The sequence below is a fragment of the Okeania sp. KiyG1 genome, assembly GCF_014132355.1.
In the GTDB taxonomy this organism is placed as follows: domain Bacteria; phylum Cyanobacteriota; class Cyanobacteriia; order Cyanobacteriales; family Microcoleaceae; genus Okeania.
The window spans coordinates 1-26,816 of the sequence record NZ_BLZO01000152.1 but is presented as its reverse complement, the minus strand read 5'-3'; the positions used below and the strand labels follow the sequence as shown (position 1 = coordinate 26,816).

The window sequence follows — 26,816 nt, the reverse complement described above, 5'->3', positions numbered from 1 at the left end:
TTATTACTTTTATTCCTACTAATTTGGCTTTGTATTTTAGTTGTTCAATTAACTTAAAAAAGGAATTTGAACAAAATTTTGATTGTTTTTTTTGCCAAGATTTATGCCTTGTTTCCAGTTAGGATTATTTCCTATTGCTAAAATTCCTATCTCCCACACTATCAGATGATTAATAATATACCTGCTAATCTTATGCAGATAATCATCAATCTTTAAATTTCTTTTTGTCGATAATCTTTTGATTCGATTACTACTTTTAGCCTCCTTTAATTCTGACTGTAGTTTACCCTTTTTCTTATTTAAGAAATTGATTAATTGATTTGACTGGTCTGCCGTTAATAATTAAGGGTTGAAAACCTTTTTTATTTGATGTTACAGTCGCCAAATTATTCACTCCCAAATCTATAGAAGCTACATGAGATTCTGACAAATCTAATTTAACTTCAACAGATTCGTAAACCACTTCTATAACATACTACTATTTTGGCTGAAAATTTACCCAAAGTGAAATTTTATATCTTTATAGAATCTGGTCATATCATACAGCGGTTCCCGTTATTATGAGGTACACCTGTCGCGGGCAAGATGCCCTACAATGATTTTACCATTCAAGCTTGTACCTCATTTGCCCGAAATATGCTGTATATGTTTATAACTCTATAATTACTTCAATCTCCCCTACTCCCCTACTCCCCTACTCCCCTACTCCCCACTCCCCACTCCCCTACTCCCCCACTCCCCTAATACTAGACTAATTCCATTCCTCAGTTTCTTGTCTTTGTGCCTGAATAATACTATGGCGTAACTTAACCCAATCAACTTTACTACTAGGAGAGTCTTCAATTAATTCTCCTTGCTCTAAATGTAACAATTGTGTACAAAACTGTTGAGCTAAATCTATTTGATGGTTAACCATAATAACCGTTACTTCACTCTCCGTTAATGTTTTCAACACTTCTATAACTCGATCTGCTGTACCAACATCTAGAGCTGAGGTAGGTTCATCCAATAATAGAATTTTAGGTTGAATAACAGCACCACGGGCGATCGCTACTAACTGTTTTTGCCCCACTGAAAGTTGTAATTCTGACCTAGATAACCAGTCGGGAGGAATATGCAACTGCTGTATCCAATATTCGCATCTTTGCTGAATTTCAGGTGGCCTTATTCCTCTAAGTTTTAAAGGATAAGCGATCGCTTCTGCTACAGACATACCCAAAAGTTTTGACTCTTGCAAAACCATTGTCACTTGTTGTCGTAGTTGAGTAACAGGAATCTTGCTATAGTCCTGGTTATCTAAATATATATAACCAGAAGTGGGGGAATTTAGTCGATTTAATAATCGTAATAGAGATGTTTTACCTGCTCCAGAACTACCTACTACCGCAACTCTAGCACCTTTTTCTACAGCAAAAGAAATATCTTTCAGTAAATACTGAGAGCTAACTGGAGCGGTCAAACTTACTTGGTCTAAATATAGTTGACCCTGCTGTCGTCCCATTTTTTATCTTTTTTTTGATGAGTTTAATACCCTGCACTGATGGGGTGATGGAGTGATGGGGTGATGGGGTGATGGGGTGATGGGGTGATGGGGTGATGGGGTGATGGGGCGATCGAGATACCTATAAACAAAAATTCGGTTCTTCGTTCTTCCTTCTCTTCTACCTCCCCCCTTTCAAAGGAGGGCTAGGGGGGGATGCCCTCTTCCCCCTCATCCCTCATCCCTCATCCCTCATCCCTCATCCCTCATCCCTCATCCTTCATCCCTCATCCTTCATCCCTCATCCTTCATCCCTCATCCCTCTTCTCTCATCCCTCATCCCTCATCCCTCTTCCTTCTTCCTTCTTCCTTCTTCCTTCTTCAAGAAGAAATAGCGATCGCGTTAGAAATAGTCCAAGCATCTACTAATAGTAACAATATCGTACAACCAAATAAAATCAAATACATCCAAGGCTGGGATAAAGGACGTACATCAGTTGTATCTATACCCGTCTTAGCCTCAACTATTCTCACCAACTTAGCAAAACCAACTATTCGCATGGGCAACAAATAACCCTTTTCAGAATTACTGACAAAGTAATATACTAAACCTCCCTGACCTGTAGTCCGAGGTTTGAGAGCTTTTATTTCTGCCCAAGGCAAATACCAACCTTTGCGAAACAAGTCTGGCACCCAGACTGGATAGGATACCTGAATTCCCCCATCATCAATCATTACTCGTTCTGTTAAAGCTGCATATAATGCTACTGCTCCTAACCCTAGTCCCACTCCTAAAATCATAGGAGGTAGTGGCGCATTTGTGGCTTGAGATAGGAAAGGTAGAGGTACAGTCAATGCTACATATAAACTTAAAAGAGTTATTTTAATCAGAGGAGAAATTCTAAATACAAAAGTTTCTGAATCTTGATTTTGAGACATTTTTCTTACTAAATATATTTAGTTTAAAAGGCTAATTATTTGTGCATTAAAAACTTTAGAGGAAACAGGTATAAACCCATTTCCTCTCTAGCATCCCTTTGAATACAAAAATCAAAAATTACTGCATTATTTGGGAGTATTAATTATTTAGGAAATCAACTTTTTTATGATGAAATAACTATGACTCAGTTGATATATCCTCGACATTATTAAATTAAATTAATCTACTGCGCTCAATACTGCTGCTCGTTTTGCAGGGGTTTTCCGTCTTTGAGGTAAACTAACTAATTTTGGTATACCCTGTTCAGTTTTAGAAATAGAAGAATAAGGACCTTCATTTATTTGGAGGCGATCGCAGGGTATTGTATCAGATAATATAGAACTTGCCATCATACCTGTATGAATTTCCATAGAAGCACCCATAACAGATTCAAAAACTAAACGCTGGCCTGGAAATACAACCCTTTCAAAATACCAATTTGGTATATTACTAATTCTCGCAACTTGGATTTGACTTGTTGCATTAACGTAGCAGCAAAGAATTTGATTTGAACTGTTAGATGGTAAGGGATCGAGAATTTGCACCATAGTCTATTGAAAAGTTTTTACTTTAAACAAGTTTTAGTTATATTTACAAGTTAACATTAACCGATCCCAATCAGTTGTAATCTTGAATACTGACTAATAATTTTATCATCAAATGGCCCATTAAAATCTAAATAAAATCTTAAAATTATTCCAAATTTTTAACTTTTTGTTTGGTTGAAGCTTTTTAGACAAGGCAGATGAATTGAGCTATGTATAGTCTGGTATTGGCTTTAGGGAAATAGTTGATGATTTGCATCCTGGAAATTTTGTATCAAAATTACATTTTTATAAATTTCATACTTAAAATCAGTAACACCTAGTATTTTACGATTATTAAGATTGTGTATCAAAATTTTAAGAAAATAAATACTAAAATTAAATAAGTCCACCATATTTGCGATCTTTCTTCAAAAAATACTTACAAAAAGTTATATATGTGATAAGAGAAATTGATTATGGAAAATAAAGTTCTTTACGTTCGTCTTCCTTGTAATCCCATTTTTCCTATAGGAGTTGTTTATCTAGCAGATCATGTCCACAAGTACTTACCAGAAGTAGAACAACGAATATTCGATCTTGGGACAGTACCACCTCTGGACTATAAAACAGCTCTAAATAATTGTATTGATGAGTTCAAACCAAATCTATTAGTCTTTTCCTGGCGAGATATTCAGATATATGCACCTGTAGGAGGTCGTGGAGGCAACCCTCTGCAAAATGCTTTCGAGTTTTACTATGCGAAAAACCCTCTGATTAAATTTAGAGGTGCAATAGGAGGTTTGCGGTTAGCTGTTTCCTATTACACAGAACTCTGGCGCAATATAGGATTAATCAAACAAGGTCTCAAGAGGGCGAGAAATTATCGACCTGAAACTCGTGCAATAGTTGGTGGTGGAGCAGTAAGTGTATTTTATGAACAATTAGGTCGTAGTCTACCTGATGGTACTATTGTATCTGTAGGAGAAGGAGAAGTATTGTTAGAAAGACTACTTCGAGCAGAAGATTTTAACGATCAACGATGTTATGTGGTAGGAGAAACATCACCACGCGATCGCTTAATTCACGAAAAACCTGCTCCTGTAGAAAAAACTGCCTGTAACTACGACTATATTAATAGTATCTGGCCAGAATTTGTCTATTACTTACAAGACCAAGACTTCTATATAGGGGTACAGACCAAACGTGGTTGCCCCCATAACTGTTGTTACTGCGTTTATACAGTTATTGAAGGTAAACAAGTCCGGATCAACCCTGCGGATGAAGTAGTTGCAGAAATGAAGCAACTATACGACCGTGGTATTCGTAACTTCTGGTTTACTGATGCTCAGTTTATTCCTGCTCGTAAGTTTATGGATGATGCAGTTGAATTATTGCAAAAAATCCTTGATGCAGGTATGGATGATATTCACTGGGCAGCATATATTCGTGCTGATAACCTCACTCCCCAGTTGTGCGAGCTCATGGCAAAGACTGGGATGAATTATTTTGAAATTGGCATTACCAGTGGTTCTCAAGAACTTGTCCGCAAAATGCGAATGGGTTATAACTTACGGGTAGTATTGGAAAATTGTCGAGATTTAAAAGCTGCTGGTTTTAATGATTTAGTTTCGGTTAATTACTCATTTAATGTAATAGATGAAACTTATGAAACAATTCGACAAACTATTGCTTATCACCGAGAATTAGAGAAGATTTTTGGAGCAGAAAAAGTTGAACCAGCTATCTTTTTTATTGGGTTACAACCTCACACTCATTTAGAAGATTATGCTCTGAAAAACGAAATTCTCAAACCAGGATATGACCCCATGAGTTTAATGCCTTGGACTGCCAGAAAGTTATTATGGAACCCAGAACCTTTAGGTGCTTTTTTTGGAGAAGTTTGTTTAGAAGCTTGGCAAAGAAATTCTAATGATTTTGGTCGTGAAGTAATGAATATTTTAGAAGAAAAATTAGGTCGTGCTGAACTGGAAGAAGCTTTAAGTGCGCCTATAGTATCTTCTGAACAAAAACAGTTAGTAAAAGCAAGTTAATGTTAATCGGGGTGCGTTATTTGCGCACCTTTTTTATATTAATAAATTCAATCTAAATTAGAGCCTCGATAATCTAATTTTTGCTTTTATAAATTCTGTTTAAGTATTTTAATAAGTTTTTCTAAATTCTTACCTTGATAGTGTTCTAAAAGTTTAATCGCTGTTTCTTCTGGATCGTCTATTTTGACATTAATAGTTTTGGGTTTATCGTCAATTTTTGAGAAATATTGATTGTCTAAAAACTTATAACTATTACTATCTTGATGACTTCCATCCATTAACTGTCGATAAACTTTCCAAGCTTCAGTTCCTTTCAGAAGAGCATCAAGTTTTGTCGGGTCAAAATGTAAGCCTCCATCATCCTGAGCTGCTCTTAACCAGTCTAAGAAATTAGCTCTGTGGTCTAGCTCTCCACTAGGTAATTTATGTTTATTGAAGCTGACATATTTACTAAGGTTAGGAATGTATATACAATACCAGGCTTCACGTTCAATTAGTCTTTTAAATTGAGCTGCTATAGACATTGAAAAAGTCTGCATTCTAATATCTTTTGTCAGACCATCTGTACTAATAAAATTCTTATGAGCTTTTTCATGTAGGTCACGATCTGTTACTTCAATAATGTTTGGTTCTGGTAGATTAGGTTCAATATAAACAAACCCTTCTCGTTTAAATTTCTTCTTCACCATACAATCTATATTCCTCCTCGTTATACTCAAATTTATCAGCTCTAATTCTGTTTTGAACTTCTTTAATTTGCTCCTCCAACCACTGATTTTTTTTCTTAATAATTTCTTCCGTGGCTTGAGCGTTGTAACTACCAAATTTTCTGGCAGCACGCTTATTTATTAATTTTATCCTATCTACTAATTTTTGGTTTTCTGCTTTTGTCAGTTTCTTATTATCAAAACCTAACTCTAACCTAGCTAACCAGGCCGTCTGCTTTTTTTGCATTTTTTTAAATGCTTCGACTCTTTCATATTTAGTTCTTTTAATTGTTTCTTCTTGCTTCTGTTTAGCAATTTCTTTCTCTTCGGCTTCTCTCTGAGTCTCACTCATAACTTCATTTTTGAGTTCACGCATGATTTTGATTATAAGTACCTCATCAGTACCAAGAAAACCATGTTTTTCTTTAATTTTTTTAGCTTTTTCAATCAGTTTTCTTTCGTGTTGCTCTCCATCAAATATATGACCTTCCAATTCAGCAGTTGAAGCAGCAGGTAAAAACAAACCCGAATTAGATTCATTTTCTTTCCCATTACCATTATTAGATTTTAATTGCTCTGCTTCCTCCATATCTTGAATAATATGAGCAACAGCTTTCTTAAAATCTAGTGCATACATTTCTAAGGTTCGGTGACGAGGAATATACATATAAGCCATTTGATTATTTATATTAGGAATAACACGAGTAATTCTTCCTACTACCTGCTCAAAGAACATTCTTGTTAATATATTTGTGGCGTAAACACAAACCCTTAAACGCTTAATTGAAACTCCCTCAGAAACTTTCTTAATAGCTACTATCCACCGAGGCGAATTTTCATCTCCTACTGCAAATTCTTCGATTAGTCTAGATGCTTTTTCATCTTCATAAGTTACTAAAACTGATTTATCTCCTGTTAATTTTTTAAGTAGCTGACAAACTTTTCTAGCATAGGGAGCGCCATCCTTACCTTTGCGAGGTTGACAAACAATTAAACCTGCGGCGTTTTTGTGATTAGTATTTTCCCTAATTTCTAATAACTTGTTATCAGCTTCTCTAATAATATCTTTAATCCATTCACCTTCTATACTTAATGCTGTTTGTAAACAGTAACTTTGTTCCAAATGAGTCTCAGCTTCTTCAAAACTCTGTTGATAAATTTTATCGCCTTTCCAGTATTCAAACCGACCATCATATTCGGGAAAAACAACAGGTCTAACCACCCCATCTTTAACAGCACTATCATAACCATAGCGATAATCAAGAGAACATTCTCGATCGCCTCTATTTGTCACTTCGTAAGTTATCCACTTCCCAACAATTTCTGCATTATCGCTGCGAAAAGGAGTACCAGTAGTAAATAATCTGTACTTTGCCTCAGAAAAAGCAAAAGTAAAACCTTCACCCCAACTATTTTCGTCACTGAGGTGGTGTATTTCATCTCCAATAATTAAAACCCTACCATGAAACTTATGAATTCTTTGCTTGTAGGTAGATTTTCCATTGTCAAGTTGAGGGTAGGTAACTACTTCTCCATGATAGTCATCAACTACACAAAGCTTAGTTGTTCCAAATAAATCTAAATCCCAATCCATTGCATCCCTAGCAAACTGAGTTCTTAAGTGGTCGCCAGGAACACAAATAATTGCCCAGTCAATAAGATTTAGTTTCTGAAGAACATATATAACAGCACAAATAAAGTGTGTTTTACCTGCTCCTGGACAAGCTTGCAACAGAAAATTAGCCTCATCACCCCCAATACACTTTTGCTGATAAATTTTAAATGCTTCTTCTTGCCATTCACGAGGTCTAAACCAATCTGGCAAAGTAACACCTGACCAACTTTGCGCCATATTTTCTCCTGTTCGATTTGATTTTTTTAGATTGCAATTTGGGCATAGAGGTTGAGCATTAGATAGTTCTGTTTTGCCCCCTTTACTCCAAGGAATTATATGATCGATGTGAAACTCACATCTTGCACCAACAAAAGTTGATATGAAGAACAATAACTGAAATACTTATCTGATCGGAGGTGGGAGTTAGTTATCTCTTCTCAATAGAGAACTATAATGAAGAAGTAATAAAAACCAGAGGGTAAATTAATCTTACTCTACCCGATGACCTGCTTTTTCTTCATCGGGATATAAATCTAACCAACTTTCATAAAGTGCTTCGATAGCTGAAGTTAATTGCTCAATTTTACCTCTTCTAATCACAGCATTCACTCCATCTATATGTGCTTGACTTCCTGCTTTTCCTAAATGTTTAAAACGCGAAAATTCCCCTTTTTTATTACTTTTTGGGAAAACAGATCTAGACCCTTTGAGTTGATAATACCAATAATGATATTTTTGCCCTTTGGCTTGATACCGTGCTACATAACAATCAGCAGGAGCAACCCATCCTGAAGCTTCAATTTCTGATTTTTCACGTTTTAAAGCAGCTATAGCTTCTCTAATACGGTCTGCTCGCTCTGCTATTTCTAGATTACTGTTGATTTTAGCCATTTTTTGAGCTTTTTGATTATGGAATATGTTATTATAGTTCTCTATTTTAAACAGAGAACTATGTTGCCTCACCCCATTTTATCCCAAGTTGACGAATTACTCTGCTCTTTAAAAGAATTAATGCCCACAATTTATCAAAAAGAAACTCTAGAATCTGTTTTAGGCTTGTTTCTACATAGTCAAGGAAATGCTGTTCCTCATCATTGTCAAACCAAATCAGAAAGTGCTATTAGTCGCTTCTTAAATCATTATAATTGGTCAACTCGTTCTCTGATACGCACTGTTCGTTCTTTCATTCTCAACTTAGTTTTATCTGAAAGAATAAAAGGACGAAAACTCATTTTACAAGTTATTCTAGATTTAACAACTCTTGAAAAAGTAGGGAAGTTTGTTCATCTAAAAGAATTAGTTAGAGTTTATAATCATAAAAAAGGTTTACACATCGTTGTTCTTTACTTAGTTATAGGTAATTGGCGATTTCCTTGGAGTTTTCGTGTATATAGAGGCAAAGGAACCTCATCACCTTCTCAACTGGCTTTAAAATTACTGAATACATTGCCTTCTATTTTGACAAAATCTTTCCCAATTTATGTTTTAGGAGATACAGCCTTTGGGACAATTAAATTCATTGAAAAACTCCGTGACAGTTCTTTTAATCATCATGGAATTCTTGGCATCCCTAATACCAGAAAATTAACTGATGGACGTAAAGTGTCTGAACTAAAAACTCGTGGACAACAAGTTTATCTAAACGGCTTAAATTTTCCTGTCTTCTTATCATGGGTTTGGCTAAAACGAGATGGAAAAAGAGTTAAGCGATTTGTTATTTCAACTAAACCTATGAAGGGAAAAACTATCGTCCGTTGGGGAAAACGTAGATGGCAGATTGAAGGTTTCTTTAAAACGGCCAAACATCAATTTAGTCTCCATCGTTTTGGACAAAAAACTTTATTAGGGGTTTATCGTTGGTTAATTCTTTCTCTCGTCTCTTATTTATTAGCTTATTGGATTTATTTACATAATGGTTATTTTGATGATTTAGATTGGTATGATTCAGCCGAAAAAGCCTTAGTTTTGCTCTTACCTCAGATTTTACTCCTTTCCCTTATCAAAAAATTAAAGTTACTAAATCCTTGGTTTTATAAACACGGTTTGGAACTTTGTCTTGTCAGGTGCAAGATGTGAGTGAAAGCCTTCTCTTAATTTACAACCACAAATAGCACAAAGACCAAAGTAAGCATCATATAAAGTCTGGCGTTCTGATTTATTAAAGTTTCTTCTCATAATAGTCTAATCACTAATCAAATAATCTTAATTATTTCAACTTAAGAATCAACTGAAATCTCCATCTCACTATCGTAGTGCAGGAATCTTACCCGCCACAAATTTACCTCACTGACTGTATCAGGACTTACGCAAAGGCACTATTTATAGAGTACAAGTACTATTGGACAATAGTTTTGACCGCTATATATGGCGTATCTGCGCAAGTCCTATGTATATTATTTATTATCAGGACTTACGCATGAGGTAAGAAAAATTCGGATTTGAGATTACTTTCCTGTCGGTCGCAATGACGAAAATACCTTGTACTGCGTAAGTCCTAATATCTATGTATTTTTACCTTTTTTTCAATACTTCTTCCTTCTTCCCTCTTCCTTCTTCCCTCTTCCTTGTTAGAGTCGATGGAGGGTATTATCCCTCGCACCTCTCCTTCAGAACCGGACGTGCGACTTTCACCGCATCACGGCTCCTAGATAATCTTAGGCTTTTGGCATGGATGCCCATGTGGATATAATCGTGACATGACTCATGTACTGCTAAAAGATTATTAGGTTTCCAATTGTCGTGGTTGCCGTCGATATGGTGCAGTTCTACTTTTTGATTGTTTTCTAGGTAGTATCCGCAGTGCCCACATTTATAACCTTGCCGTTTTAACGCTTTTGCCGTGTGACCATCGTATAGGCTGGAATTTCTTTTACTCCAGTAGAGTAAGTCACCGTCATAAGGAGATTTTGTCCCTTTGACCATGACGAACTTGTTCTCGGAGTAGTTTACCGTTGGAAATGCTTGATTTATGAGTTTTTTGGCTTCATTTTTACCTTTGTTTTTGTCCTTTAAGAACTTTTTAAAGGTTGTATAGCTTAAGAGCCATAGACTAAACCTTGACCCGTCCATCTTGCAATAACGGTGGTAATTTCTCCAACCTCTAATAATAGGGTCTAGCTTTTTCGCTTTGGCGGTAGTGGCTAATGCAGAGTTGTTGACTATGGCTTTAACCTTCTTGCGGAGTTTTTCGTAGTTTTCCTCTGAGGGGGTGCATCGAAATTTCCCGTTTCCTTGCACTTTGAAGTGCCATCCCAAGAAGTCAAAGCCTGCCGTTGCCCGTGTTATTTTTGTCTTCTCTGTTGATATATTCATCCCACGTTTTGCTAGGAACTGCTGTACTTTTTCTAAAATCTTCTCAGCGTTATCTTTTGGCTTCAAGAAAAATATCATGTCATCCGCATATCTTACGGACGGGTGGATATCCTCTATACCGTTTAGTGCTATGTTGGCTAGTAGTGGTGATACTACACCACCTTGGGGTGTGCCTTGTTCAGGAAATTCTGGCGATACCCCTGCCTTTAAACATCTCCATAACCCCGTTTTTATTTGTTGGGGGGCAATGACCTTAGTCATAATCGCCTTGTGGCTAATTCTGTCGAAACATTTTTCAATGTCTAATTCGATTACCCGTTTACTTTTGCCTTTGGCTTGACTTTTGAGGTTATCGAAGACGTATTTTTGTGCGTCTTGTGCGCCTCTTCCGGGTCTGAAGCCGTAACTTCGGGCGTGGAATGTTGCCTCGTGGGCGGGTTCTAAGGCATATTTAACAAGACATTGCCATGCCCTATCTGCGATGGTTGGGATTTTTAATGTTCGGATTTTCCCATTTTTCTTAGGGATTTTAACTTCCCTTAATTCCTCATGTTCCCAATGGTTTGCTTCTTTTAGCTTTTGAGCTAGGTTAAGCCTTTGTTTGAAGTTTAAGGATTTTTGTCCATCGACCCCACAAGTTTTCTTCCCAGAATTAAGCTGAGAGACTTGTCTTACAGCCAGCGTCCTTGCAGCATGAGATTTCAGCACCAAACGTTGAAGACTTTTTACCTTGCGGGTGTCTCCATTCTGCATGGCTTTGTAGATTCGTTTTTGGAGGCGGAACAGGTTTTTCTGGAATTTCTTCCAGTTTTGGTTGCTCCAGGTTTCACTATGATTGTTCATGTGTCTAAACGTACTCTCTTACTAAATTTCACTACGCTGATTACCCTGCAAGCAATTTGCGCTTGCATCCTACCCGTTGGAGAGGTTTCCGTGCTTTCCCACCTACTCTCTTATTCGACCTTTCCTAGAGACTCTCTCAACGTTTTTCCTCGTTCCGAGTTACAGATTATTATGACGGTTTAGGGCTGTCCAATTCGCCTACACGATCCCCAGGGATGCGTTTAACGCTATAAAATTTGACGCGGGGATAATCGTGTGCGGTCAGGAGATTTTGGAGTGACTCCTTGCCGAGAATTAAGACGCTTTTTCAGGACATTCCGTAATGTACCCATGCCGTCTCCCCATTACCCCCAGTGTGCCTATCACCCTTAGCTCTGGTTGGGGCCTGATGCCAGCTTCACTCCGTTAGTGGAAAAGTTCTAGCTCGGTGTGGCCAGGTCGGGAGTCCGCTTTCCCTTAGCGGGCTGGATTCTCACCAGCATCCATAACTCAGTTATCTAACAGGCTCTTCTTTGGTGGCCTCACTTATTGCAGGCTCTTCCTCCGTGGCCTCGTTAGACCCTATTCATACCCCTCTAGTTTCTAGAGGCTCTTAATAGGAACGAGTCGCACTATAGCTCTTCTTGCCAGTCAGGAACCACCAGGAGGCAATCAGCCAGACCGAACTTGCTCCCCATACAGCCAATCCCAGAGATAGCAATATTTCACAGACGAAGAAGCTCAAGCCAATCAAGAGCCCCCATGGAACTAATTGATCTGCGGGGACTGGACCTATGGATGCCTCTTGTTGGTAAATTTTAGAGACTTTGACAAAATCTGACTGATTCTCCATATTCAGAAACTCCATAGCTATTTTTTTCAAGAGAAAGTAAGAAATTTCTTGCTTTCTCTGTCAGACAAGAAAAGTTTTGAATTATAAGGCTACGCACCCAGTATGAGCTGTGTCATTACCTCAATCGCCAACACGAAGCCTACACCTATAGCCATCATGTTGCCAATTGGTTTCCAGTCCCCACCCTGCATAGCTTGTGATACCAAAAATATACCCCCTACCAATATCCCCAAAATCACGATCACCCGCAACACAGTAAAAATCAGGGTAACTGTTGCAGGATCGACAGTCGAACCCGAGCCTGTGAGAATCTCATTCACCTTTGCCTCAATAGCATCGAATAATAGGGCATGAGCGGGCATCCCTATGCTGGAAAATATCATACAACAAATCAAGACAAGTGCTGCTACATGATGGGCCTTAAATCTTACACCGATTAACTTACCTAGTGGCGGGAAATAATCAATCATCATTTTTACGCTATGTGCAATTAAGCACACAATTAAATACACAGTCATCATTGCTGGATTCTGAATACCGATAAAGGTAAGTCCGGCAATAACAAACGCAAGCAACCATAAGTCTCCTTTCTCAATAGGCATTCCTAATGCTTTACTTAGTTTTGATTCCAAAGTTTCTGGACGACGACGGTAGCTTATAGGATAGTCACCGCTGTTTTGCCCTTCATAACGTAGTTGCATAAACTTACTCCATTTTTCTTTTTCAAATTGAGACACACACGCTGAGTTTTTCTGCGGGATATATCAAGTAATCTCCGCATTCTAGATGCGCACGGGCTATAGCTATCAAATTATTTAGGTCTCACAAACCTCTTATTCCGCATACATACAATTAACGCTCCATTTCTGGCCTTTTTTCCCGATGTTGAGACTCCTGTGTCAGCAAATCATCCACATCTGAAGAAGGAATTTCACAAGTATCGCATCGCACGAAATTGTCAGCTTCAATGGAGGCACTAAAAATCTTACGGGGGTTCCCCCATTCATCGGTTTGCTTTAAATCAAATCCTTCTAATTGATACGATAGGTCTGACTGCTTTGAAATTTCAAAGACACGTTCAAACTCTCCATTAGTATCCGTCCAATGGATAGAGCCAATATCCGTCCTAAACTGTTCTGGGGCATGGCGTTGGAAGTAATCAATTAAATCCTTACTATCAACATTTCGGGTATACTCTGACTCTGTTTGAGGTAACTGAAGAATGCGATTTTGTTCTTCCGACGATAGAGAATTATCGGAAATCTGCCAACCTTCATCGGTTTGTTCAGCCCGAAACCGCACCTGTTTATAAGTGATGGTTCGTTCTTTTTCGTCTGAAGAAAATTGATATCCTTCAGCATCAACTGCCTGATTATCAAGCAATCGTGCCACATTGGCTTTATGTGCCTCAGATAACTCGCTATCGGCCTGCCAGTCCTGTAAATTTTCATCCCAACTTGCTACAGTAACGTTTTGAGTAATACTAATAGTATTCTCGTCAGAGTTGAAGTGGAGGACACCTAAGTTAGTTTCAATAGGCTCATCCTGATTCAAGTCATGTGCAGTGGCCCGTACACGAACAAACTGTCTTAATGACTCTGCTACAGCTTGAGGACTTTCCTGAAAGTTGGTTGGGACATCGGAGCTTGGGGTTTCAGTGTCAACTTTTACTTGAGCTAACCGTTCATCAAAATGACGTAAGGCTTCCTCGTCATGGAGCCAATCATCATCACTCTCAGATTGAGATCTTTCTACTGAAGGCCGAGAATTCTCCTCCAATTGCGTTTCTGTCTCTTGCTCTTGCTCCTGCTCCGAGCCCCAAACTTCTCTGCCAATTTCAACAACTTCTGCCAGGTGCGCCGTCACATCAAGAAACATTCCCGCATAGAACCTGCCATCTATATAGTCACTTTGCTCAAGATGATTTGCCTGTTGCTTCATCATCTGGATTAAATTTCCAGGAGCTACCTCTACATCTATATTTTCTAAACTAAACTGTTCCTCATTTTGAGACGTTTCATCCTGTTCGGAGTTCAATTCAGGTGAATAATCTTTGCCCAAAGAGGGTTCATCGACAGTAAATACATCCTTCATTGACGAAATAGGTGTACTTACTGACTCACTCCTTGGCTCCCGATCTTCAGATTCATCCACCTGTTTAACCTCCAAACGCTTCAATATAGAGGGTTTTGTGTATTTACGACCTAGTTGATATCCGGCAAAAGGGATACCTTCATATCGCATCCACCACCCCTGTGATGTAGGATGTACCTCTACTCCTAAAGATTCCATCGCAGCAGTCAAATCTTCAAAGGAACTTCCCGGTTCTAGGCTTTCATCAATAATATTCTGAAGCTTTTGCCGGATACTGCGCTTAGTTGGCTTGATAGTATTTGACTGCTCTTCAAGTTCTCCAATATCTGGAACAGCTTGCAAACCATACTTGCGCTCCACAGTCCGCAAGATTTTGGGAATCTTATAATAATCCCAGCTAGTATTAGCACACTTGCCATTATCATCCACCAAATTAATCAATAGATGAGCATGAGTGCGCGTTTTTTCCGAGCCTGGATAATTTACATCGTTATGCAAACCTACCAGCACCTGGTTCTTATCAAGATTTAGATCGTCAATAACTTGGCTACAAATTGCTGCCCATTCACCCCGGCTCAAATTATCTCCGGCTGAGGGAGACAAAGACAAGTGATATGCTGGACGCTTAACTCTGTTATTACGACTCGCCACCCATTGCATCGCCGCAGCTTTTTCTGCTACCGTCTTGCCTTCAAACACATTCTCAAGAAGTACTTCGGCTCCCGGCTTGCCAAATATATAGCTGGCGACACTATGAAATTTAGTGTTTCGTGTGACTTTACCAATCATGATGCTCATCCAACAAGCATTGAATATCTTGAACAACCTTAAGAGTTTGGGGGGAAAACTCTTCAGTAGAGATTAAATCTCGTACCAGATGAAGTAGAGTTTGCAATTCTACTTGCTGTTTCCTAAATTTCAACCTTTGCTCAATGAAATCTGTGAGGCAATTAGGAGTGAACAACTTTTCTCGAACTACCGAGCTAAGACTCTTTTCACTCCTTTCTGCCAATGCTTTTAGGACATTGTACTCGGAGAACGTTAACCGAACTCTCAAATGACAATCTCTTTTCATTAGTTAGATTAAATTTCATCCATGATTCAGGAGATACCTCACACAATCCTTGAGCTTGTTTTTAACTTAGTCGCTGATTTTAGAAATTGCAACCCCTAGAACAGGTCTCAAAAAAACTTGCAAGCAATGGCAAAAGTATTAGACGAACTAGGATATGGTCTTACCTTTTACACACAAGCGATATTTTTATACACACACGCGATATTTTTATACAAACTTATGCACATTATTTCTTTTTTTTCTTCCGAGCTTATTTTTTAGCTTACTTTTTCATACACACACACGATATTTTCATAAACACACGCGATATTTTCATACAAATTAATACACTCTATTTTTTTGTTAATTTTCATATACTTCTTAACTTTATGTAATAGTTAGTTTTTCTTTCCGATAGCAAATGCTATCGGAAAAACTCTGACAATTGCGTTATTCAACTTAGCAATATTAAAAAACATAAACACTATCCAATTCATTTTTTTTTGAGGTATCAAGGAGACTAAATCAACAAAGTTATTGGCGGAGGTACACAGTGGCTAAGGAGACACAAACAATCACCATCTGTATCGATCTTGGTAGTAGTCTCACCAAAGTTGTCTGGAGTTTGGATAATTCACCAGACATTAACTTTCTCACCATGGAACCCGAGATCATAGAGTGCGAACATGGGCACTTAGACACATACCGATCAAAACGTATCAACCTAAACAGTGCCAGCAAGGATGATGCGTGGGTAAATCTTAAAGACAATAAGCAAAGTAGTTTTGCTATTGGGTTCTTGGCTTCTGCCCTGCTAGCCGAGGCCAACCTAAAAGCTCTCAAATACGAATCAGCTTTGTACAAAATTCTTGCCGTCTTGGGGGTTATTGCCGAACAAACCAAATTCAGGCTAGCAATTAACCTGACCATCTTATTGCCATGGTCAGAGTGGAACGATCAATCTAAGCTGAAGGAGCAAATCAAGAAAGAAGCCAAATCATTTTTGTTTACAGGTAAGCCTATAAACTTGCGGGGTTTAAATTGTATGTGCATACCTGAAGGAGCAGGTATTACCCTGAATAGGTATACAGGAATACTTATTCAAAGCAGCAGATTCATTACCACGCTAGTATTCGGACACCGTAATACCAGTATCCTCACATACCAGAGAGGAATGATGATTGAAGCTGATACCACCAATTTAGGTTTTTTTCGCCTCATAGACCGGATTATCGAACTAACTTCCGGTCTTGACCGAAAACTATTAAATAAAATAGTTTACCAATTAGGAGATCCCGTAAATCCCGATAATCCCATCCTAAACCAGCTATGTATGTCACAAATACCCCAAAATCAGCAGAGAGAAAAAGATGAAATTATTGTTGCCATTCGCACAGCGCAGCAATACTATTGGGCGTTAATCAGTCAATGGCTGCAAAAACAAGTTCCAAAATCCTTAAGTGAAGTGGTCGTTGCAGGGGGAGCAGGAAAATACCTGTATCATAGATTGCAGGAACACTTTTCTACCATTTCAACCTACTGGGGGACTGATTGGCAAGACCTGATCGAAGCTTCTCCTCAATTCAAAAATTTAGATCTACATGAAGAATGCAGAGATATCCTAGCATTTCGATTAGTAGATGCCTATGCTGCCCACTCCTACCAACTAAAAAGCCTCCACGATTCTCAAAATCAAAAGTCTATACCAACTCCAGTCTAGAAAATTTTAACATTTTACATACTCACTCATTATGACTCATACCCAAGATCCCGTAGGTAGACTCAGACTCAATCGAGCAATCTACGCTGATAAAAAAGATCCCCTATATTATGCCTATATATTATGTTCAGATAGTTCGTATGTAGGTGATATAAACAGCGCAATTATAGAAGCTTTCCAGTTAATACATACCCCTCTTGGTTTATACAAATATGGCTCCATAGAAGAAGCTACACGTCTAGCCACACAATCTGTATCAATATATCACAAGGCCATATCAATTACCTCACAGAGACAGTTGGATTGATACCCCGTCAAACTAATCAATTTAATTCGTATTCTCTCTCTCCTGCACCTACAATTGAACCTCAAAATGTTACCTCAGACAACGATATCCCGCTGTCTGAGACCGAACAAATAGGAGTCCAATTATTCAACAGTTTCAATATTGATTAAGGAGAACAACGCATGACATATATCATCCTCGTAGGAGGAATTAAGGGTGGCGTGGGAAAAACCCTCGTGTGCCGTACCTGTATAGAATATCTTGAATCAACGGGTAAGTCTGTTATTGCCGTAGATTCAGACCGAGAAGTTCAAGATGTGTCCGAACTTTATGATTCTGAATCAATTGGATTTTCTGACGATTTGAGGCGGGCAATGGAACCGGATAAAATTTTAGAGATGGCCGAGACCAATCCCGACTACATAGTAGTTAATCTGCCCGGTAACACATATCAGCCACTTCTGGAATGGCTAATAACCACTGGAAGTATTCAAACTCGAAAAGCTCCTGAAGGCAGACCCCAATTTATCCAGTTTTTCATCACCGACGGTTGTTGGTCTTCCATTCAATTGCTTCAAAAATCTTTGAGCGAACATAATGATAACCTTCCTCATGTTTTGATTCGTAATTCGGGGCACTTAATGAGTTCTCCTGATTGGAATTACCTTAATAACGTGCCTGAGTATCGGGAATTGTTCGAGAAGCACTGTATATTAGTAGCTGATTTTCCTTTAGTGGCAACACCCGTACTATTTGAATTAGACCGCAAAAATCTAACATTTCGACAAGCTATAGACACTGCGAATAGTTTGTTAGCGCGACGAGCAAGATTTTTTGTCAATCAGTACAACTAAACCTTTGACCAGATTTTTGAACAGTTGCCGAATCTTGTTGAGGGTAAGTTAAAAGTCCCTAAAAAAAGTCAGAAGAAGGTTACTTTAGATGATTTGGCCAATCAACTCAAAAAAGATATCAGCTCTATTGAGTCAGCGATCACTAATACCAAAAATCTGAAAGAATTAGCAGCAAAATTAAATGTGTCTGAAGAGACACTTAACCTGTCCAACGAACAGTATCAGAAGCTTCGAGACAAAATCCCGGCTGAATCTGGATCTAAATCTAACTAATTTCCATACTAAGAGAAACAGCTTATGTCAACCCCGAGTCAGTGGATTGAGCAGAACCAGAAAGCCTTGAATCACCTTTTGGATGGCGAACCAGAAGAAGCAAAAGTATGGGTCCATAGTTTTCTTACTCAAAGTGGTTCTGCGCTTGAAGATCCGTTTTGCAGTCAGATTGCAGCAAACGCTTATTTAGCCTATGTAATACGCAACAAACCTGATGAAATCCGTTCTGCCTTTGAAATAGCTGAATCAAATATGTTTAAAAGGATTGGAACTGAATTTGATTCAAAAAGAGAAAGTTACCAGCAAGCTTTATCCGCAGAGATAGAGGCACGAATGAGTTGGATGGCAGAACGGTTGGTTGCGGAGCGTTTTGATAGTCCTTCTGAAACAGAAGATAAAGAAGATAAGTCTGTACAGGGCCTCAAAATTGCAACTCATAAATTAGCGCATAGCGCGATCGTTGCTTCAAGTGGAATTATTGGCCTAGTGTTGGGTCTTTTCATCAGTTCTTTTCTGAGCAGTAAAAACCCCATTAATCCTACTACAGACAATCATCTTCTTAATTGGGCCAAATCAAAGCAGGGGGAATTCGCCCGGCAATTGATTGAATGGAATGGCGATCGCTTGGTGTCTCGAAAATGCGAAATCGAAGCGAAACGCGATCGTATCACTCTGGCCATTGATGGTATCCAAGCTACACGAGGAGTTTGTGCAATTTTTGTGAGAAGTCCCCGTGAAACGGAGCCTCAGAAAGTAGCTGAATAATTATGCAAAGAAAGTTGCGATGACTAGAAGACATTATACACATTGGCCTCTACTAGAGAGTCCGTTAACGGCGATCGCCGTCTCGCCCTCAGACCGACAATGCTTTTTTAAGCAGTTTGAGCAATGGGGTTTGGATATGGAATTGCCCCTATACCTATGGAATGCCGGATATAAATATGTCCAAGAATTTCGTTCAGGCAAGATTACCCCTACTCCTACTGCAGTTGAGGATAATATTCTTGGTACTATCTGTAACGCTAGTCGGGATGGGATTTTCTTGGTTGAAGGTATCGTCCAGAGCGTTGATCCTCTCATAGACCTGCAACTACGGAATGCCCACGATGCCCTAACACAGAGGGACAGCCTAACTTTTATAGTGCTGTTTGATGCACTTTTGGACATACCGATGAATTTGTATCCCTTAATTCCTCAGTTGGAGAAGCCTTTTCCTTCGTCCAAAGAACTTGAGGAGTTGGTAGCTCAATTCTGTCAGGAACATCCTTTCAAAAAAGAATCCGATCCTTTACCATTGCTTCAAGCTTGTACGGGACTGCCAGAAGGCGAGATTACCCTTGTTCTGAATCGGTTGGTAGGTGAAGCTAGTACCCTGGAAGAGTTTGCAGATTCGGTTTTGGAGTATGCTAAACAAAAATTAGCGGGTAAAGGTGTTAGGATTTTGCCTCCTCCTGACGTACCCAAGGCTGCTGGCTTGGATTTACTTGATAAAGATATAGATAAAATAGCATCACTATTCGATCCTCGTGCATCTTCTTGGAAATTACGCAATCCTAATGGTGGCTTGCTTTGGGGATTGCCGGGGACAGGAAAATCCCTTGTGGCAAAGATGATTGCCCAACGCATCAGAGCAAAGATGATAGCGGTAGACTTCAACCAACTTGTAGGCTCTACTGTATCAGAATCGTTACAGAATCTCAAGCACCTCCTAGATTTGGCAGATAATTCTGGCAATGTAGTCTTATTTTTTGATGAATTTGAGAAAAACTTTGTGGGGTGGGAGTCTGGCGGTAGTGGCGGGGCGATGGCCAAGATGACTGGGGAATTATTGTCTTGGCTGCAAGACCATACTACTCCCGTGTTTATGCTGGCAACAATCAACAGATTAGGATTGCTCCCGGCAGAATTAGTCCGGCGCTTCAAATATGTGTGGTTTTTGGGCAATCCCCATAATGGAGCGTTGTATGAAATTTTTCAAATACATCTAGGCAAATATTGTCCCAATTTGCGTTTTACTGATTCACAATGGCGAATTTTACTTGATGAGTACCGAGGTTGTTCTCCGGATGAGATTGGTAAGGCCGTTGAAAGAACTCTAGAAACAAACTTTCACCACCAAGTACAAAGTGCAAAGGAACAAGGAAAAGCCTTCAATCCTCGAAAATATTTACCCCAAATTTCCTTAGAAGATTTGCTGACTGAACGGCAGAATTTCACGCCTGCTTCAGCTAATAAAGCCATCAGCGATCAACTTTATGCCATTAAGCAAGATGCCGATTTTGCTCGCCCGACTTCAGGGAGAGATACATCTCGTTTTGCTCGAATTAATCGAGGAATGTTCGAGCAGTCTGGAGCGAAAACCAGGGGACAGGTACGACAAAGCTCAACCGTCAACCTAAATCACTCGAAGTAATTTAATGAATCTAAAAATAGCAACCATATTTACTGGATTTACTGGGCTAATCCTACTACTAACCACTACAACTGCTTCTAGCAATCCCAATACTATCACAGTGCAGCAGGTGGGGGAGCAGCAAGTAGCTATGCCGGACATAGAGAACTGGACATTCAATTCTATGCCTAATATAGAGGGTATGGATGCTCCATCCCAACTACTCAAATTAGGCTCCTTATCCTCCCTGGGAGCTTCCGAATTTACTTTAGAACAAACATCTGCTTTTTTAGGGGTGGATGTCAATCAATTAACTCTGAACCAATTACCACTGATGGGAGAACAAACCCTGGGCAATTTAGTTTTGGGTGATGGCATTTCATCAGCCGGGGTTCCCTATTTAGATCAGTACAAAATCAAGCAAATAAAACCCCTTGCTACTTTTTTTAAGAACAATCCTCAATTTGAAGATATCCAACTTTCACAAAATTTAGGTCAATTTGTGGCCAACAATCCCATTGCTGCCAATATACAATTGAACGAATTGGGGAACCTCAAAATAGGCAGCATCCCAAACCTGGGAAATACTCCCCTTAAGAATTTTGTTGATTGGGAGAATTTTAGTTTAGACAGCATTCCCGGAATCTCGGATATTCCACTCTCTCAGTTTCCCAATCCTTTGAATTTGAGCAGTATTAGCATCATTGCTAGAATTGACACTGTGAGAGGTCCCGCTGAAGCCAATTGGGGGCGGACTGTTACAGGTAGTTCGGAGGTAGGTTTTGAGTTCCCGTGCAATAAAACCTCGGAAAATACAGAGTCCTGTTCCCACATAGAACTTGACGATCCAGAAAACCTGGGTGCGACTGTCTCGTCTCCATTTGAGGGAAAAGCTTGGATTAACGGCCAGCAGCAGTGGGTTGATGGTGGTTCTGGATTACTTAAAATGGCAGTTCTGTCACCCGTCGCTAAACCTGGATTAGAACCTACCGGACGATTTCCATTTGGAGGTTTTGCAAAGATGGTATTATGGGAGGTTGATGAGACAAACGACTCGGCACAATTTGTCTTGTTTTTGCGTTACTGTAACACTGGAGGTTGCACGCCATACAATATTGGCCCTATACCTTTCATGGAGTATAAGAGAGATGCCATGATTCCTATTGGTAGCTTGCGCAGTAATCCTCCAAGTAATCGGCTGCCTATACGGACACAACAACGGTTGGCACAGCAGCAGGTGAGAAGGCAGCAACCAAGTATATCAATGCGAGGCAATATCATTACTGGGGAGGAAGTGGCAGGTGGAATTTCTCCATCTATTTTGGCAGAAGGAATTATCAAGATTCTAAGCGTGGGTTATAGCAATAGTCAATCTGATTTTCCCCCAATCACTTGTTTGGGCGATCGCTGTGGAAAATCTCTTGGCAAATACCATCTACACTCTACTCACCAAAAAGTAATAGAAAGTATTACTCTGCATGATGGGGGTGAAAAATTTCTCTTGAATTTAATAAAATCCAACCATCCTACACCCACAGCTCTAAACAAATTTTTTCCCCCATCCAAACAAGATGAGGTGATGCGACTAATTATTGGTGAAGCTGCTCTATTAGCTCGCAGCGAAATCGATCCTACTACCGACAAGTATTTTTGTGGCGATCGCTTGATTGAAAGAACTGCTCAAATTTTTGCTGGTGGGTTGTTCACCCCCATTGACTCTAGGGTAGCAAATGCTGACAATAGCCTAACTATACTGAAATTGGGCCAGAAAGTAAGGACTTATTACAACTCTCATGGTGGCACTGTAGTTAGCTGTGCCACTAACTAATTTGTTGAAAAATCATGACACCCTCACAATCAAAAAATATATTTACCTTATAGTCCCTTTTATTAAAGGATTTGCTCTATTTCTCATCCTGAGTGGATTATTCGGAATTATTGGGTGTGGCTCCCATGCTCAAGCTATTAGTGGTTGGAAACCTGCTACTACAGTCGTTTCTGAAGATACAGCAAAGCAAATTATTGCTGATAATTCGTCCGAAAAGGCTAACGAGAACACTTATAAGCAATTAGAAGCAATTCGTCTGACTAATAAACTTACTTTATTTAAGATAAATTCACCATCTTTTTGTGGATATTTTGGATGTCTACATCTTGCCTATCTAGAAGAAACTCCGGGAGAGTATAGACCTATTTTGAGGCGATATATCAATCCGCTTCTTCCTAAAAATACTACTCAAATCCAATTACTGAAAGAGCCACCTAATGGTGTTATTGCTAAAAGTTCCCTACCTTGCTTGCGATTTTTCCAAACACATCCCACAAACAATACCCTGCAACAAATTACCGAATGTTTCGACGGACAAGTTTACAAGATTGTGGAAACCAGAAATAGTGTTATTGGTAATTAATAATTAATAATTAATAATTGTTGATTAAATATTTAATAATTATTGATTTCAAAAATCAGGTAAAAAGCCTCCCTTTTCGATTGAGATTAATAAGTAATAATTGAGTCGCGGATTCATGGGGGGGGTAATATAGAATCCGGTTGAATAGTTATTGTATAGTTGGGAGTAGGGGAGTAGGGGAGTGGGGGAGATTAAATATTTAAGTAATTATAGAATTATCAACATATACTATATAACCGAATTCTATATAATACCAATAAAAAGTAATGCTATACTTAGCTGATACTTCAGTTGTTCAATAATTAAAACCAACAAATAAATCATTGCCTAATTAGATTTTTTTCATCTAATATTTCTGTTTGTTTCTGCTTTACTCACTCATTTACTTGTTTAAAAAAGTGTAAAAAAATCATAAGATAGTATAACTTATGATTTATTGTTGGCATCATCATTTAATTCTAGATTTTTGTAATTAATTTATTTATTTCCATACAGCGAAATATAAATTTCCTAAACCTTGAAAATCCTTGTTTTATTAATACATAAAATAGCACAGTTAAGAATGAAACTACCCTGCATTGTTGGTTAATTATTTATTGATCAGAGGTGGTTATTAATTGTTAATTATTAATTGTTAATTATTCAGGAGGAAAATCCTAAATTGAAAATCTTAGCACAAACTACTCAACCACCACCATCTAACAATATTGCAGGCGATATAGGCAGCGCCTTTGGCAATGTCTTTGGGGGAGAAAATCTACCTCTAATTCTGACTATGGGAGGGATACTTTTAGTAATGCAACTTCTCGGTGGCGACAAGAAACAAAAGCTCACCACCGCACATTGGGCAGGAAGAGGAGAAAAAGCTTCTGCTATTGGTAAATTATGTTCCGAAATTAAAAAGCGAAAAGTTTCTGAAATTGGCCTCTACTGTGGGGACTGGAAACTCAGGAAACGGAGTTCTATCGGCACTTTCTTTTCTGGCAATCCTCCTACTATTCCCGTGTGTACAATCAATCGAGGTGTAATGGTTGTCGGAGGTGCAGGGTGTGGTAAAACTTTTGGAGTTCTAAATCCTTTGGCCTCAGCAGCGATCGCTCAAAATCTTGGTTTTCTTCTCTATGACTATAAGGGAGAACAAAAGTGGGTTGTAGCGACTGAAGCATTGCAGAATGGTTACAAAAATGTGAGGGTTTTTGCCCCAGGAAAACCATATAGTTGTTGTATCAATCCTATCAAGGATTTCATTCGTAGTGCTACTGATAATTTTGGAGCTAAACAATTAGCAGAGGTTTTATATCAAAATGGCTCCAAAGATAATTCGGGCGGAGACCCATTTTTTGAACCCGCCAGTCAGCAACTGTTGCAGGCGTTAATTCAACTGGCGCGGGCGACGGACTACCCTGATTTAGCTATGTGCTATGCTTTAATCCAGCTTTCTGATTTAGAAAAAAGACTATTAGAAGCAACTCGCAAACGGGAAAAATATTCTCCTTTCCTTTGGTATCAATTCAATCAAATAGCTTCTTTAGCTAAGGAGGATGCAGGAAAAACTACTGGAGGTATTATTGCTGGAGCGTACAACTTATTACAGCCTTTGGTACAACCTCAATTAATGGCCTGTACTATTGGTGATTCAAGTATTCAGACCTACATCGATGACGGTATGATGCTTGTGGTTGAGAATGACATTGCCCGTCAAGATGCTCTAGCTCCCGTACTGGCAGGAACTATTCACATGATTGTTTTGCAAAACTTTGCAAAGCAGCGCCAGAGTGGCTTAGTTTTGATGTTTGATGAGTTGCCTACCATAAAAGTCAATGTAGCGCAATATGCAGCAGAGTTTAGGTCTAAGGGGTGTGGTACTATTATTGGTTTCCAGAATAATAAACAGCTAGAACAAAGGTATGGAAAGGAAGGAGCCACAATCATACAGGCGAACATGGCGACCAAGTTTTTCTTTAATCCCGGCCATGTGGAGACGGCAGAGGAGATTTCCAAATACTTGGGAGAGTCGGAAATCACCTACTCTACTCAAAATGTTTCTCATAATTTTGGTACTGGTGCTGCGGGGGGGTCACGTTCTAAAAATCAGTCTATTCAGATCGTGCCGTTGATGAGTAAGGAAGTTCTGCTCAAGTTTAAGCGTAGCTGTGTTTTTATTAATCCGGCCGTCGGAAGCTCTCAAGAGGGCAGCGTTCCCTGGCATATCAAACCCGAAATCAAGTTGCCACTAAAGCAGGTAAAACGCTTTCAGGGAAACGAAAAGATGTGGCAGGAGAAAATAGAACCTCGCTTAATTGCCTCTGAGTTCAAACGATTAGAAATTAGCAGTTATGATGAGTTGGATGAGCGCATGGCTGAAGAAATGAATAAGCGTATTGCTCTAGCAGAAGAACTTCTCCCTTTACCCGAAGATCCAAGATCTTCCGCAACAATTAGTTCGCGTCGCAGTAACCCTTTACCTATAGATATTTAAGTAAATTATGAGTGAAATAAGCATCGAAATACCTAATACTGTTCGGCGTGCTGTGGGATTTGAATTGACAGCCACAGCACTAGAAACCCTTGGGGATGACTGGGCTGTTTTTGCCCAACAATATCGCGGGTTTTCTGAGCAAATTAAAGAGCAAAGTCTTTCTGAGGGTATGTCTGAGGAATTATGGGAGGAAACTAGGCAAGCTTTGCTTGATGAGCGTGAGAATTCATCCTCAAATTGGCTACAGATTGATTTTTTTCCTTCAGTTTCGGGTGATAAGAATTCTACTGCTAGTAGTAGTGATGCTGCTAGTGGAGTCACTGTTAATACTATTGATACAGAAACACATCATAAACCTATAACAGCAAATCCGGCTATAAACAATGCCACTGATAAATTTAAGGAGAAAGAAGAACCTAAAGAAGAACCTGAAGAATCTGGCATTTCGGATACTGAGGAACTGATAGACGACGATCCTTTACAACAAGACTTAGTCCAACGAGCAGTTCCTATCCTTTTGCTGCTCTGAACCGTTATGGAGTTGTCTCCAATATGGGTCTGGACATCCGGCTCGAAGGCGAACGCAATTCTGTTACTTGGTCTATCCTCGATCGCAAATTAACTGTAGAGGGAGAGGAGAATATGGAGATTTTGTTTGATTCACACAAACAAGTAGAATCCTTCAATTCGAGTTTGAGTAAAGAGTATGTGGAGCATCTGGAAAATCAAGTCGCTCCACAATTAGAAGCACCAGAACCCACTAAAGCTGTTAGTAAGAACATTAGTCGTTGATAAGAGGAGATATTTTATGATTGATATAAATTTAGATGATATTGATTTTAGTTTTCAGGAAAAGCTGATAGATGAAGTATCAATTGTTGCGAATAATATACTGAACATTCATGGT

General features: G+C 39.0%; 24 protein-coding genes. 12 read left to right on the top strand and 12 right to left on the bottom strand.

Going from position 1 to position 26,816, the window contains the following annotated elements:
* Positions 1–48: 48 nt before the first annotated feature.
* The 5 genes from SAGCYANO_RS50950 to SAGCYANO_RS34875 form a co-directional block, all read right to left on the bottom strand.
* Entirely contained in the window at positions 49–243 is a 195-nt protein-coding gene (locus SAGCYANO_RS50950; RefSeq protein ID WP_375340049.1) for a hypothetical protein, read from the bottom strand.
* Positions 244–295: 52 nt separating this feature from the next.
* Positions 296–463 carry a hypothetical protein gene (locus SAGCYANO_RS34890; protein ID WP_202224247.1) on the bottom strand — a complete coding sequence of 56 codons (168 nt, stop codon included), beginning with the start codon at positions 461–463 and terminating at the stop codon, positions 296–298.
* 288 nt (positions 464–751) lie between these two features.
* Positions 752–1,501, bottom strand: coding sequence for an ATP-binding cassette domain-containing protein (locus SAGCYANO_RS34885; RefSeq protein ID WP_202224246.1), 750 nt, complete (start codon positions 1,499–1,501; stop codon positions 752–754).
* Positions 1,502–1,861: 360 nt separating this feature from the next.
* Entirely contained in the window at positions 1,862–2,419 is a 558-nt protein-coding gene (locus SAGCYANO_RS34880; protein ID WP_202224245.1) for a hypothetical protein, read from the bottom strand.
* Positions 2,420–2,638: 219 nt separating this feature from the next.
* The gene (locus SAGCYANO_RS34875) at positions 2,639–3,007 is read right to left on the bottom strand and encodes a DUF1830 domain-containing protein (protein ID WP_202224244.1); all 369 of its coding nucleotides are present in this window, start codon (positions 3,005–3,007) and stop codon (positions 2,639–2,641) included.
* A gap of 455 nt (positions 3,008–3,462) precedes the next feature.
* Between SAGCYANO_RS34875 and SAGCYANO_RS34870 the strand changes: the two genes are divergently transcribed.
* The gene (locus SAGCYANO_RS34870; RefSeq protein WP_202224243.1) at positions 3,463–5,037 is read left to right on the top strand and encodes a photosystem II high light acclimation radical SAM protein; all 1,575 of its coding nucleotides are present in this window, start codon (positions 3,463–3,465) and stop codon (positions 5,035–5,037) included.
* An 86-nt stretch (positions 5,038–5,123) separates the two neighbouring features.
* On the opposite strand, the gene SAGCYANO_RS34865 is transcribed toward SAGCYANO_RS34870, so the two are convergent.
* From SAGCYANO_RS34865 to SAGCYANO_RS34855, 3 genes are all read right to left on the bottom strand, one after another.
* Complete coding sequence (locus SAGCYANO_RS34865; protein ID WP_202224242.1) at positions 5,124–5,726, bottom strand: hypothetical protein; 603 nt, start codon at positions 5,724–5,726, stop codon at positions 5,124–5,126.
* Complete coding sequence (locus SAGCYANO_RS34860) at positions 5,707–7,749, bottom strand: HNH endonuclease (protein ID WP_202224241.1); 2,043 nt, start codon at positions 7,747–7,749, stop codon at positions 5,707–5,709. Before SAGCYANO_RS34860 ends, SAGCYANO_RS34865 begins: the two co-directional genes overlap by 20 nt.
* A 99-nt stretch (positions 7,750–7,848) precedes the next feature.
* The gene (locus tag SAGCYANO_RS34855; RefSeq protein WP_202218494.1) at positions 7,849–8,250 is read right to left on the bottom strand and encodes a hypothetical protein; all 402 of its coding nucleotides are present in this window, start codon (positions 8,248–8,250) and stop codon (positions 7,849–7,851) included.
* A gap of 18 nt (positions 8,251–8,268) precedes the next feature.
* Between SAGCYANO_RS34855 and SAGCYANO_RS34850 the strand changes: the two genes are divergently transcribed.
* A complete protein-coding gene (locus tag SAGCYANO_RS34850; RefSeq protein WP_237396989.1) occupies positions 8,269–9,435 on the top strand; it encodes a transposase in 1,167 nt (388 codons plus the stop codon).
* 510 nt (positions 9,436–9,945) lie between these two features.
* Here SAGCYANO_RS34850 and SAGCYANO_RS34845 read toward each other — a convergent pair.
* The 4 genes from SAGCYANO_RS34845 to SAGCYANO_RS34830 all read right to left on the bottom strand — a co-directional run bounded on the left by SAGCYANO_RS34845 (position 9,946) and on the right by SAGCYANO_RS34830 (position 15,515).
* On the bottom strand, positions 9,946–11,514 hold the full coding sequence (locus SAGCYANO_RS34845; protein ID WP_202224239.1) for a reverse transcriptase domain-containing protein: 1,569 nt from the start codon (positions 11,512–11,514) through the stop codon (positions 9,946–9,948).
* Positions 11,515–12,435: 921 nt separating this feature from the next.
* Positions 12,436–13,083: a hypothetical protein gene (locus SAGCYANO_RS34840; protein WP_202224238.1), complete on the bottom strand. Its 648-nt coding sequence runs from the start codon at positions 13,081–13,083 to the stop codon at positions 12,436–12,438.
* Positions 13,084–13,198: 115 nt separating this feature from the next.
* Positions 13,199–15,229, bottom strand: coding sequence for a relaxase/mobilization nuclease domain-containing protein (locus SAGCYANO_RS34835; RefSeq protein WP_237396988.1), 2,031 nt, complete (start codon positions 15,227–15,229; stop codon positions 13,199–13,201).
* Positions 15,219–15,515, bottom strand: coding sequence for a hypothetical protein (locus tag SAGCYANO_RS34830; protein WP_237396987.1), 297 nt, complete (start codon positions 15,513–15,515; stop codon positions 15,219–15,221). Before SAGCYANO_RS34830 ends, SAGCYANO_RS34835 begins: the two co-directional genes overlap by 11 nt.
* 532 nt (positions 15,516–16,047) lie before the next feature.
* Here SAGCYANO_RS34830 and SAGCYANO_RS34825 point away from each other — a divergent pair.
* The 10 genes from SAGCYANO_RS34825 (at position 16,048) to SAGCYANO_RS34780 (ending at position 26,701) form a co-directional block, all read left to right on the top strand.
* A complete protein-coding gene (locus tag SAGCYANO_RS34825) occupies positions 16,048–17,214 on the top strand; it encodes a ParM/StbA family protein (protein ID WP_202224235.1) in 1,167 nt (388 codons plus the stop codon).
* A gap of 468 nt (positions 17,215–17,682) precedes the next feature.
* Positions 17,683–18,354, top strand: a complete 672-nt coding sequence (locus SAGCYANO_RS34820) for a hypothetical protein (protein WP_202224234.1) — start codon at positions 17,683–17,685, stop codon at positions 18,352–18,354.
* A 24-nt stretch (positions 18,355–18,378) separates the two neighbouring features.
* Positions 18,379–18,627, top strand: a complete 249-nt coding sequence (locus SAGCYANO_RS34815; protein ID WP_202224233.1) for a hypothetical protein — start codon at positions 18,379–18,381, stop codon at positions 18,625–18,627.
* A gap of 24 nt (positions 18,628–18,651) precedes the next feature.
* Positions 18,652–19,392, top strand: a complete 741-nt coding sequence (locus SAGCYANO_RS34810; RefSeq protein ID WP_202224232.1) for a DUF6753 family protein — start codon at positions 18,652–18,654, stop codon at positions 19,390–19,392.
* Positions 19,393–19,411: 19 nt separating this feature from the next.
* Positions 19,412–21,040, top strand: a complete 1,629-nt coding sequence (locus tag SAGCYANO_RS34805; protein ID WP_202224231.1) for an AAA family ATPase — start codon at positions 19,412–19,414, stop codon at positions 21,038–21,040.
* 4 nt (positions 21,041–21,044) lie between these two features.
* On the top strand, positions 21,045–22,847 hold the full coding sequence (locus SAGCYANO_RS34800; RefSeq protein WP_202224230.1) for a hypothetical protein: 1,803 nt from the start codon (positions 21,045–21,047) through the stop codon (positions 22,845–22,847).
* Complete coding sequence (locus SAGCYANO_RS34795; protein ID WP_202224229.1) at positions 22,834–23,430, top strand: hypothetical protein; 597 nt, start codon at positions 22,834–22,836, stop codon at positions 23,428–23,430. The genes SAGCYANO_RS34800 and SAGCYANO_RS34795 overlap by 14 nt, the downstream gene beginning before the upstream one ends.
* Positions 23,431–24,091: 661 nt before the next feature.
* Positions 24,092–25,909 carry a type IV secretory system conjugative DNA transfer family protein gene (locus SAGCYANO_RS34790; protein ID WP_202224228.1) on the top strand — a complete coding sequence of 606 codons (1,818 nt, stop codon included), beginning with the start codon at positions 24,092–24,094 and terminating at the stop codon, positions 25,907–25,909.
* A gap of 7 nt (positions 25,910–25,916) precedes the next feature.
* Positions 25,917–26,438: a hypothetical protein gene (locus tag SAGCYANO_RS34785; protein ID WP_202224227.1), complete on the top strand. Its 522-nt coding sequence runs from the start codon at positions 25,917–25,919 to the stop codon at positions 26,436–26,438.
* 23 nt (positions 26,439–26,461) lie between these two features.
* Positions 26,462–26,701 carry a hypothetical protein gene (locus SAGCYANO_RS34780; RefSeq protein WP_202224226.1) on the top strand — a complete coding sequence of 80 codons (240 nt, stop codon included), beginning with the start codon at positions 26,462–26,464 and terminating at the stop codon, positions 26,699–26,701.
* Positions 26,702–26,816 lie beyond the last annotated feature (115 nt).

What these genes read in the sequence shown, in the direction of transcription:
- SAGCYANO_RS34820 (WP_202224234.1), top strand. Translation starts at nt 17,683, where the DNA reads ATGACATATATCATCCTCGTAGGAGGAATTAAGGGTGGCGTGGGAAAA.
- SAGCYANO_RS34830 (WP_237396987.1), bottom strand. Translation starts at nt 15,515, where the DNA reads ATGAAAAGAGATTGTCATTTGAGAGTTCGGTTAACGTTCTCCGAGTAC.
- SAGCYANO_RS34845 (WP_202224239.1), bottom strand. Translation starts at nt 11,514, where the DNA reads ATGAACAATCATAGTGAAACCTGGAGCAACCAAAACTGGAAGAAATTC.
- SAGCYANO_RS34850 (WP_237396989.1), top strand. Translation starts at nt 8,269, where the DNA reads ATGGAATATGTTATTATAGTTCTCTATTTTAAACAGAGAACTATGTTG.
- SAGCYANO_RS34810 (WP_202224232.1), top strand. Translation starts at nt 18,652, where the DNA reads ATGTCAACCCCGAGTCAGTGGATTGAGCAGAACCAGAAAGCCTTGAAT.
- SAGCYANO_RS34780 (WP_202224226.1), top strand. Translation starts at nt 26,462, where the DNA reads ATGGGTCTGGACATCCGGCTCGAAGGCGAACGCAATTCTGTTACTTGG.
- SAGCYANO_RS34880 (WP_202224245.1), bottom strand. Translation starts at nt 2,419, where the DNA reads ATGTCTCAAAATCAAGATTCAGAAACTTTTGTATTTAGAATTTCTCCT.
- SAGCYANO_RS34800 (WP_202224230.1), top strand. Translation starts at nt 21,045, where the DNA reads ATGAATCTAAAAATAGCAACCATATTTACTGGATTTACTGGGCTAATC.
- SAGCYANO_RS34855 (WP_202218494.1), bottom strand. Translation starts at nt 8,250, where the DNA reads ATGGCTAAAATCAACAGTAATCTAGAAATAGCAGAGCGAGCAGACCGT.
- SAGCYANO_RS34870 (WP_202224243.1), top strand. Translation starts at nt 3,463, where the DNA reads ATGGAAAATAAAGTTCTTTACGTTCGTCTTCCTTGTAATCCCATTTTT.
- SAGCYANO_RS34865 (WP_202224242.1), bottom strand. Translation starts at nt 5,726, where the DNA reads ATGGTGAAGAAGAAATTTAAACGAGAAGGGTTTGTTTATATTGAACCT.
- SAGCYANO_RS34835 (WP_237396988.1), bottom strand. Translation starts at nt 15,229, where the DNA reads ATGATTGGTAAAGTCACACGAAACACTAAATTTCATAGTGTCGCCAGC.
- SAGCYANO_RS34785 (WP_202224227.1), top strand. Translation starts at nt 25,917, where the DNA reads ATGAGTGAAATAAGCATCGAAATACCTAATACTGTTCGGCGTGCTGTG.
- SAGCYANO_RS34805 (WP_202224231.1), top strand. Translation starts at nt 19,412, where the DNA reads ATGACTAGAAGACATTATACACATTGGCCTCTACTAGAGAGTCCGTTA.
- SAGCYANO_RS34885 (WP_202224246.1), bottom strand. Translation starts at nt 1,501, where the DNA reads ATGGGACGACAGCAGGGTCAACTATATTTAGACCAAGTAAGTTTGACC.
- SAGCYANO_RS34875 (WP_202224244.1), bottom strand. Translation starts at nt 3,007, where the DNA reads ATGGTGCAAATTCTCGATCCCTTACCATCTAACAGTTCAAATCAAATT.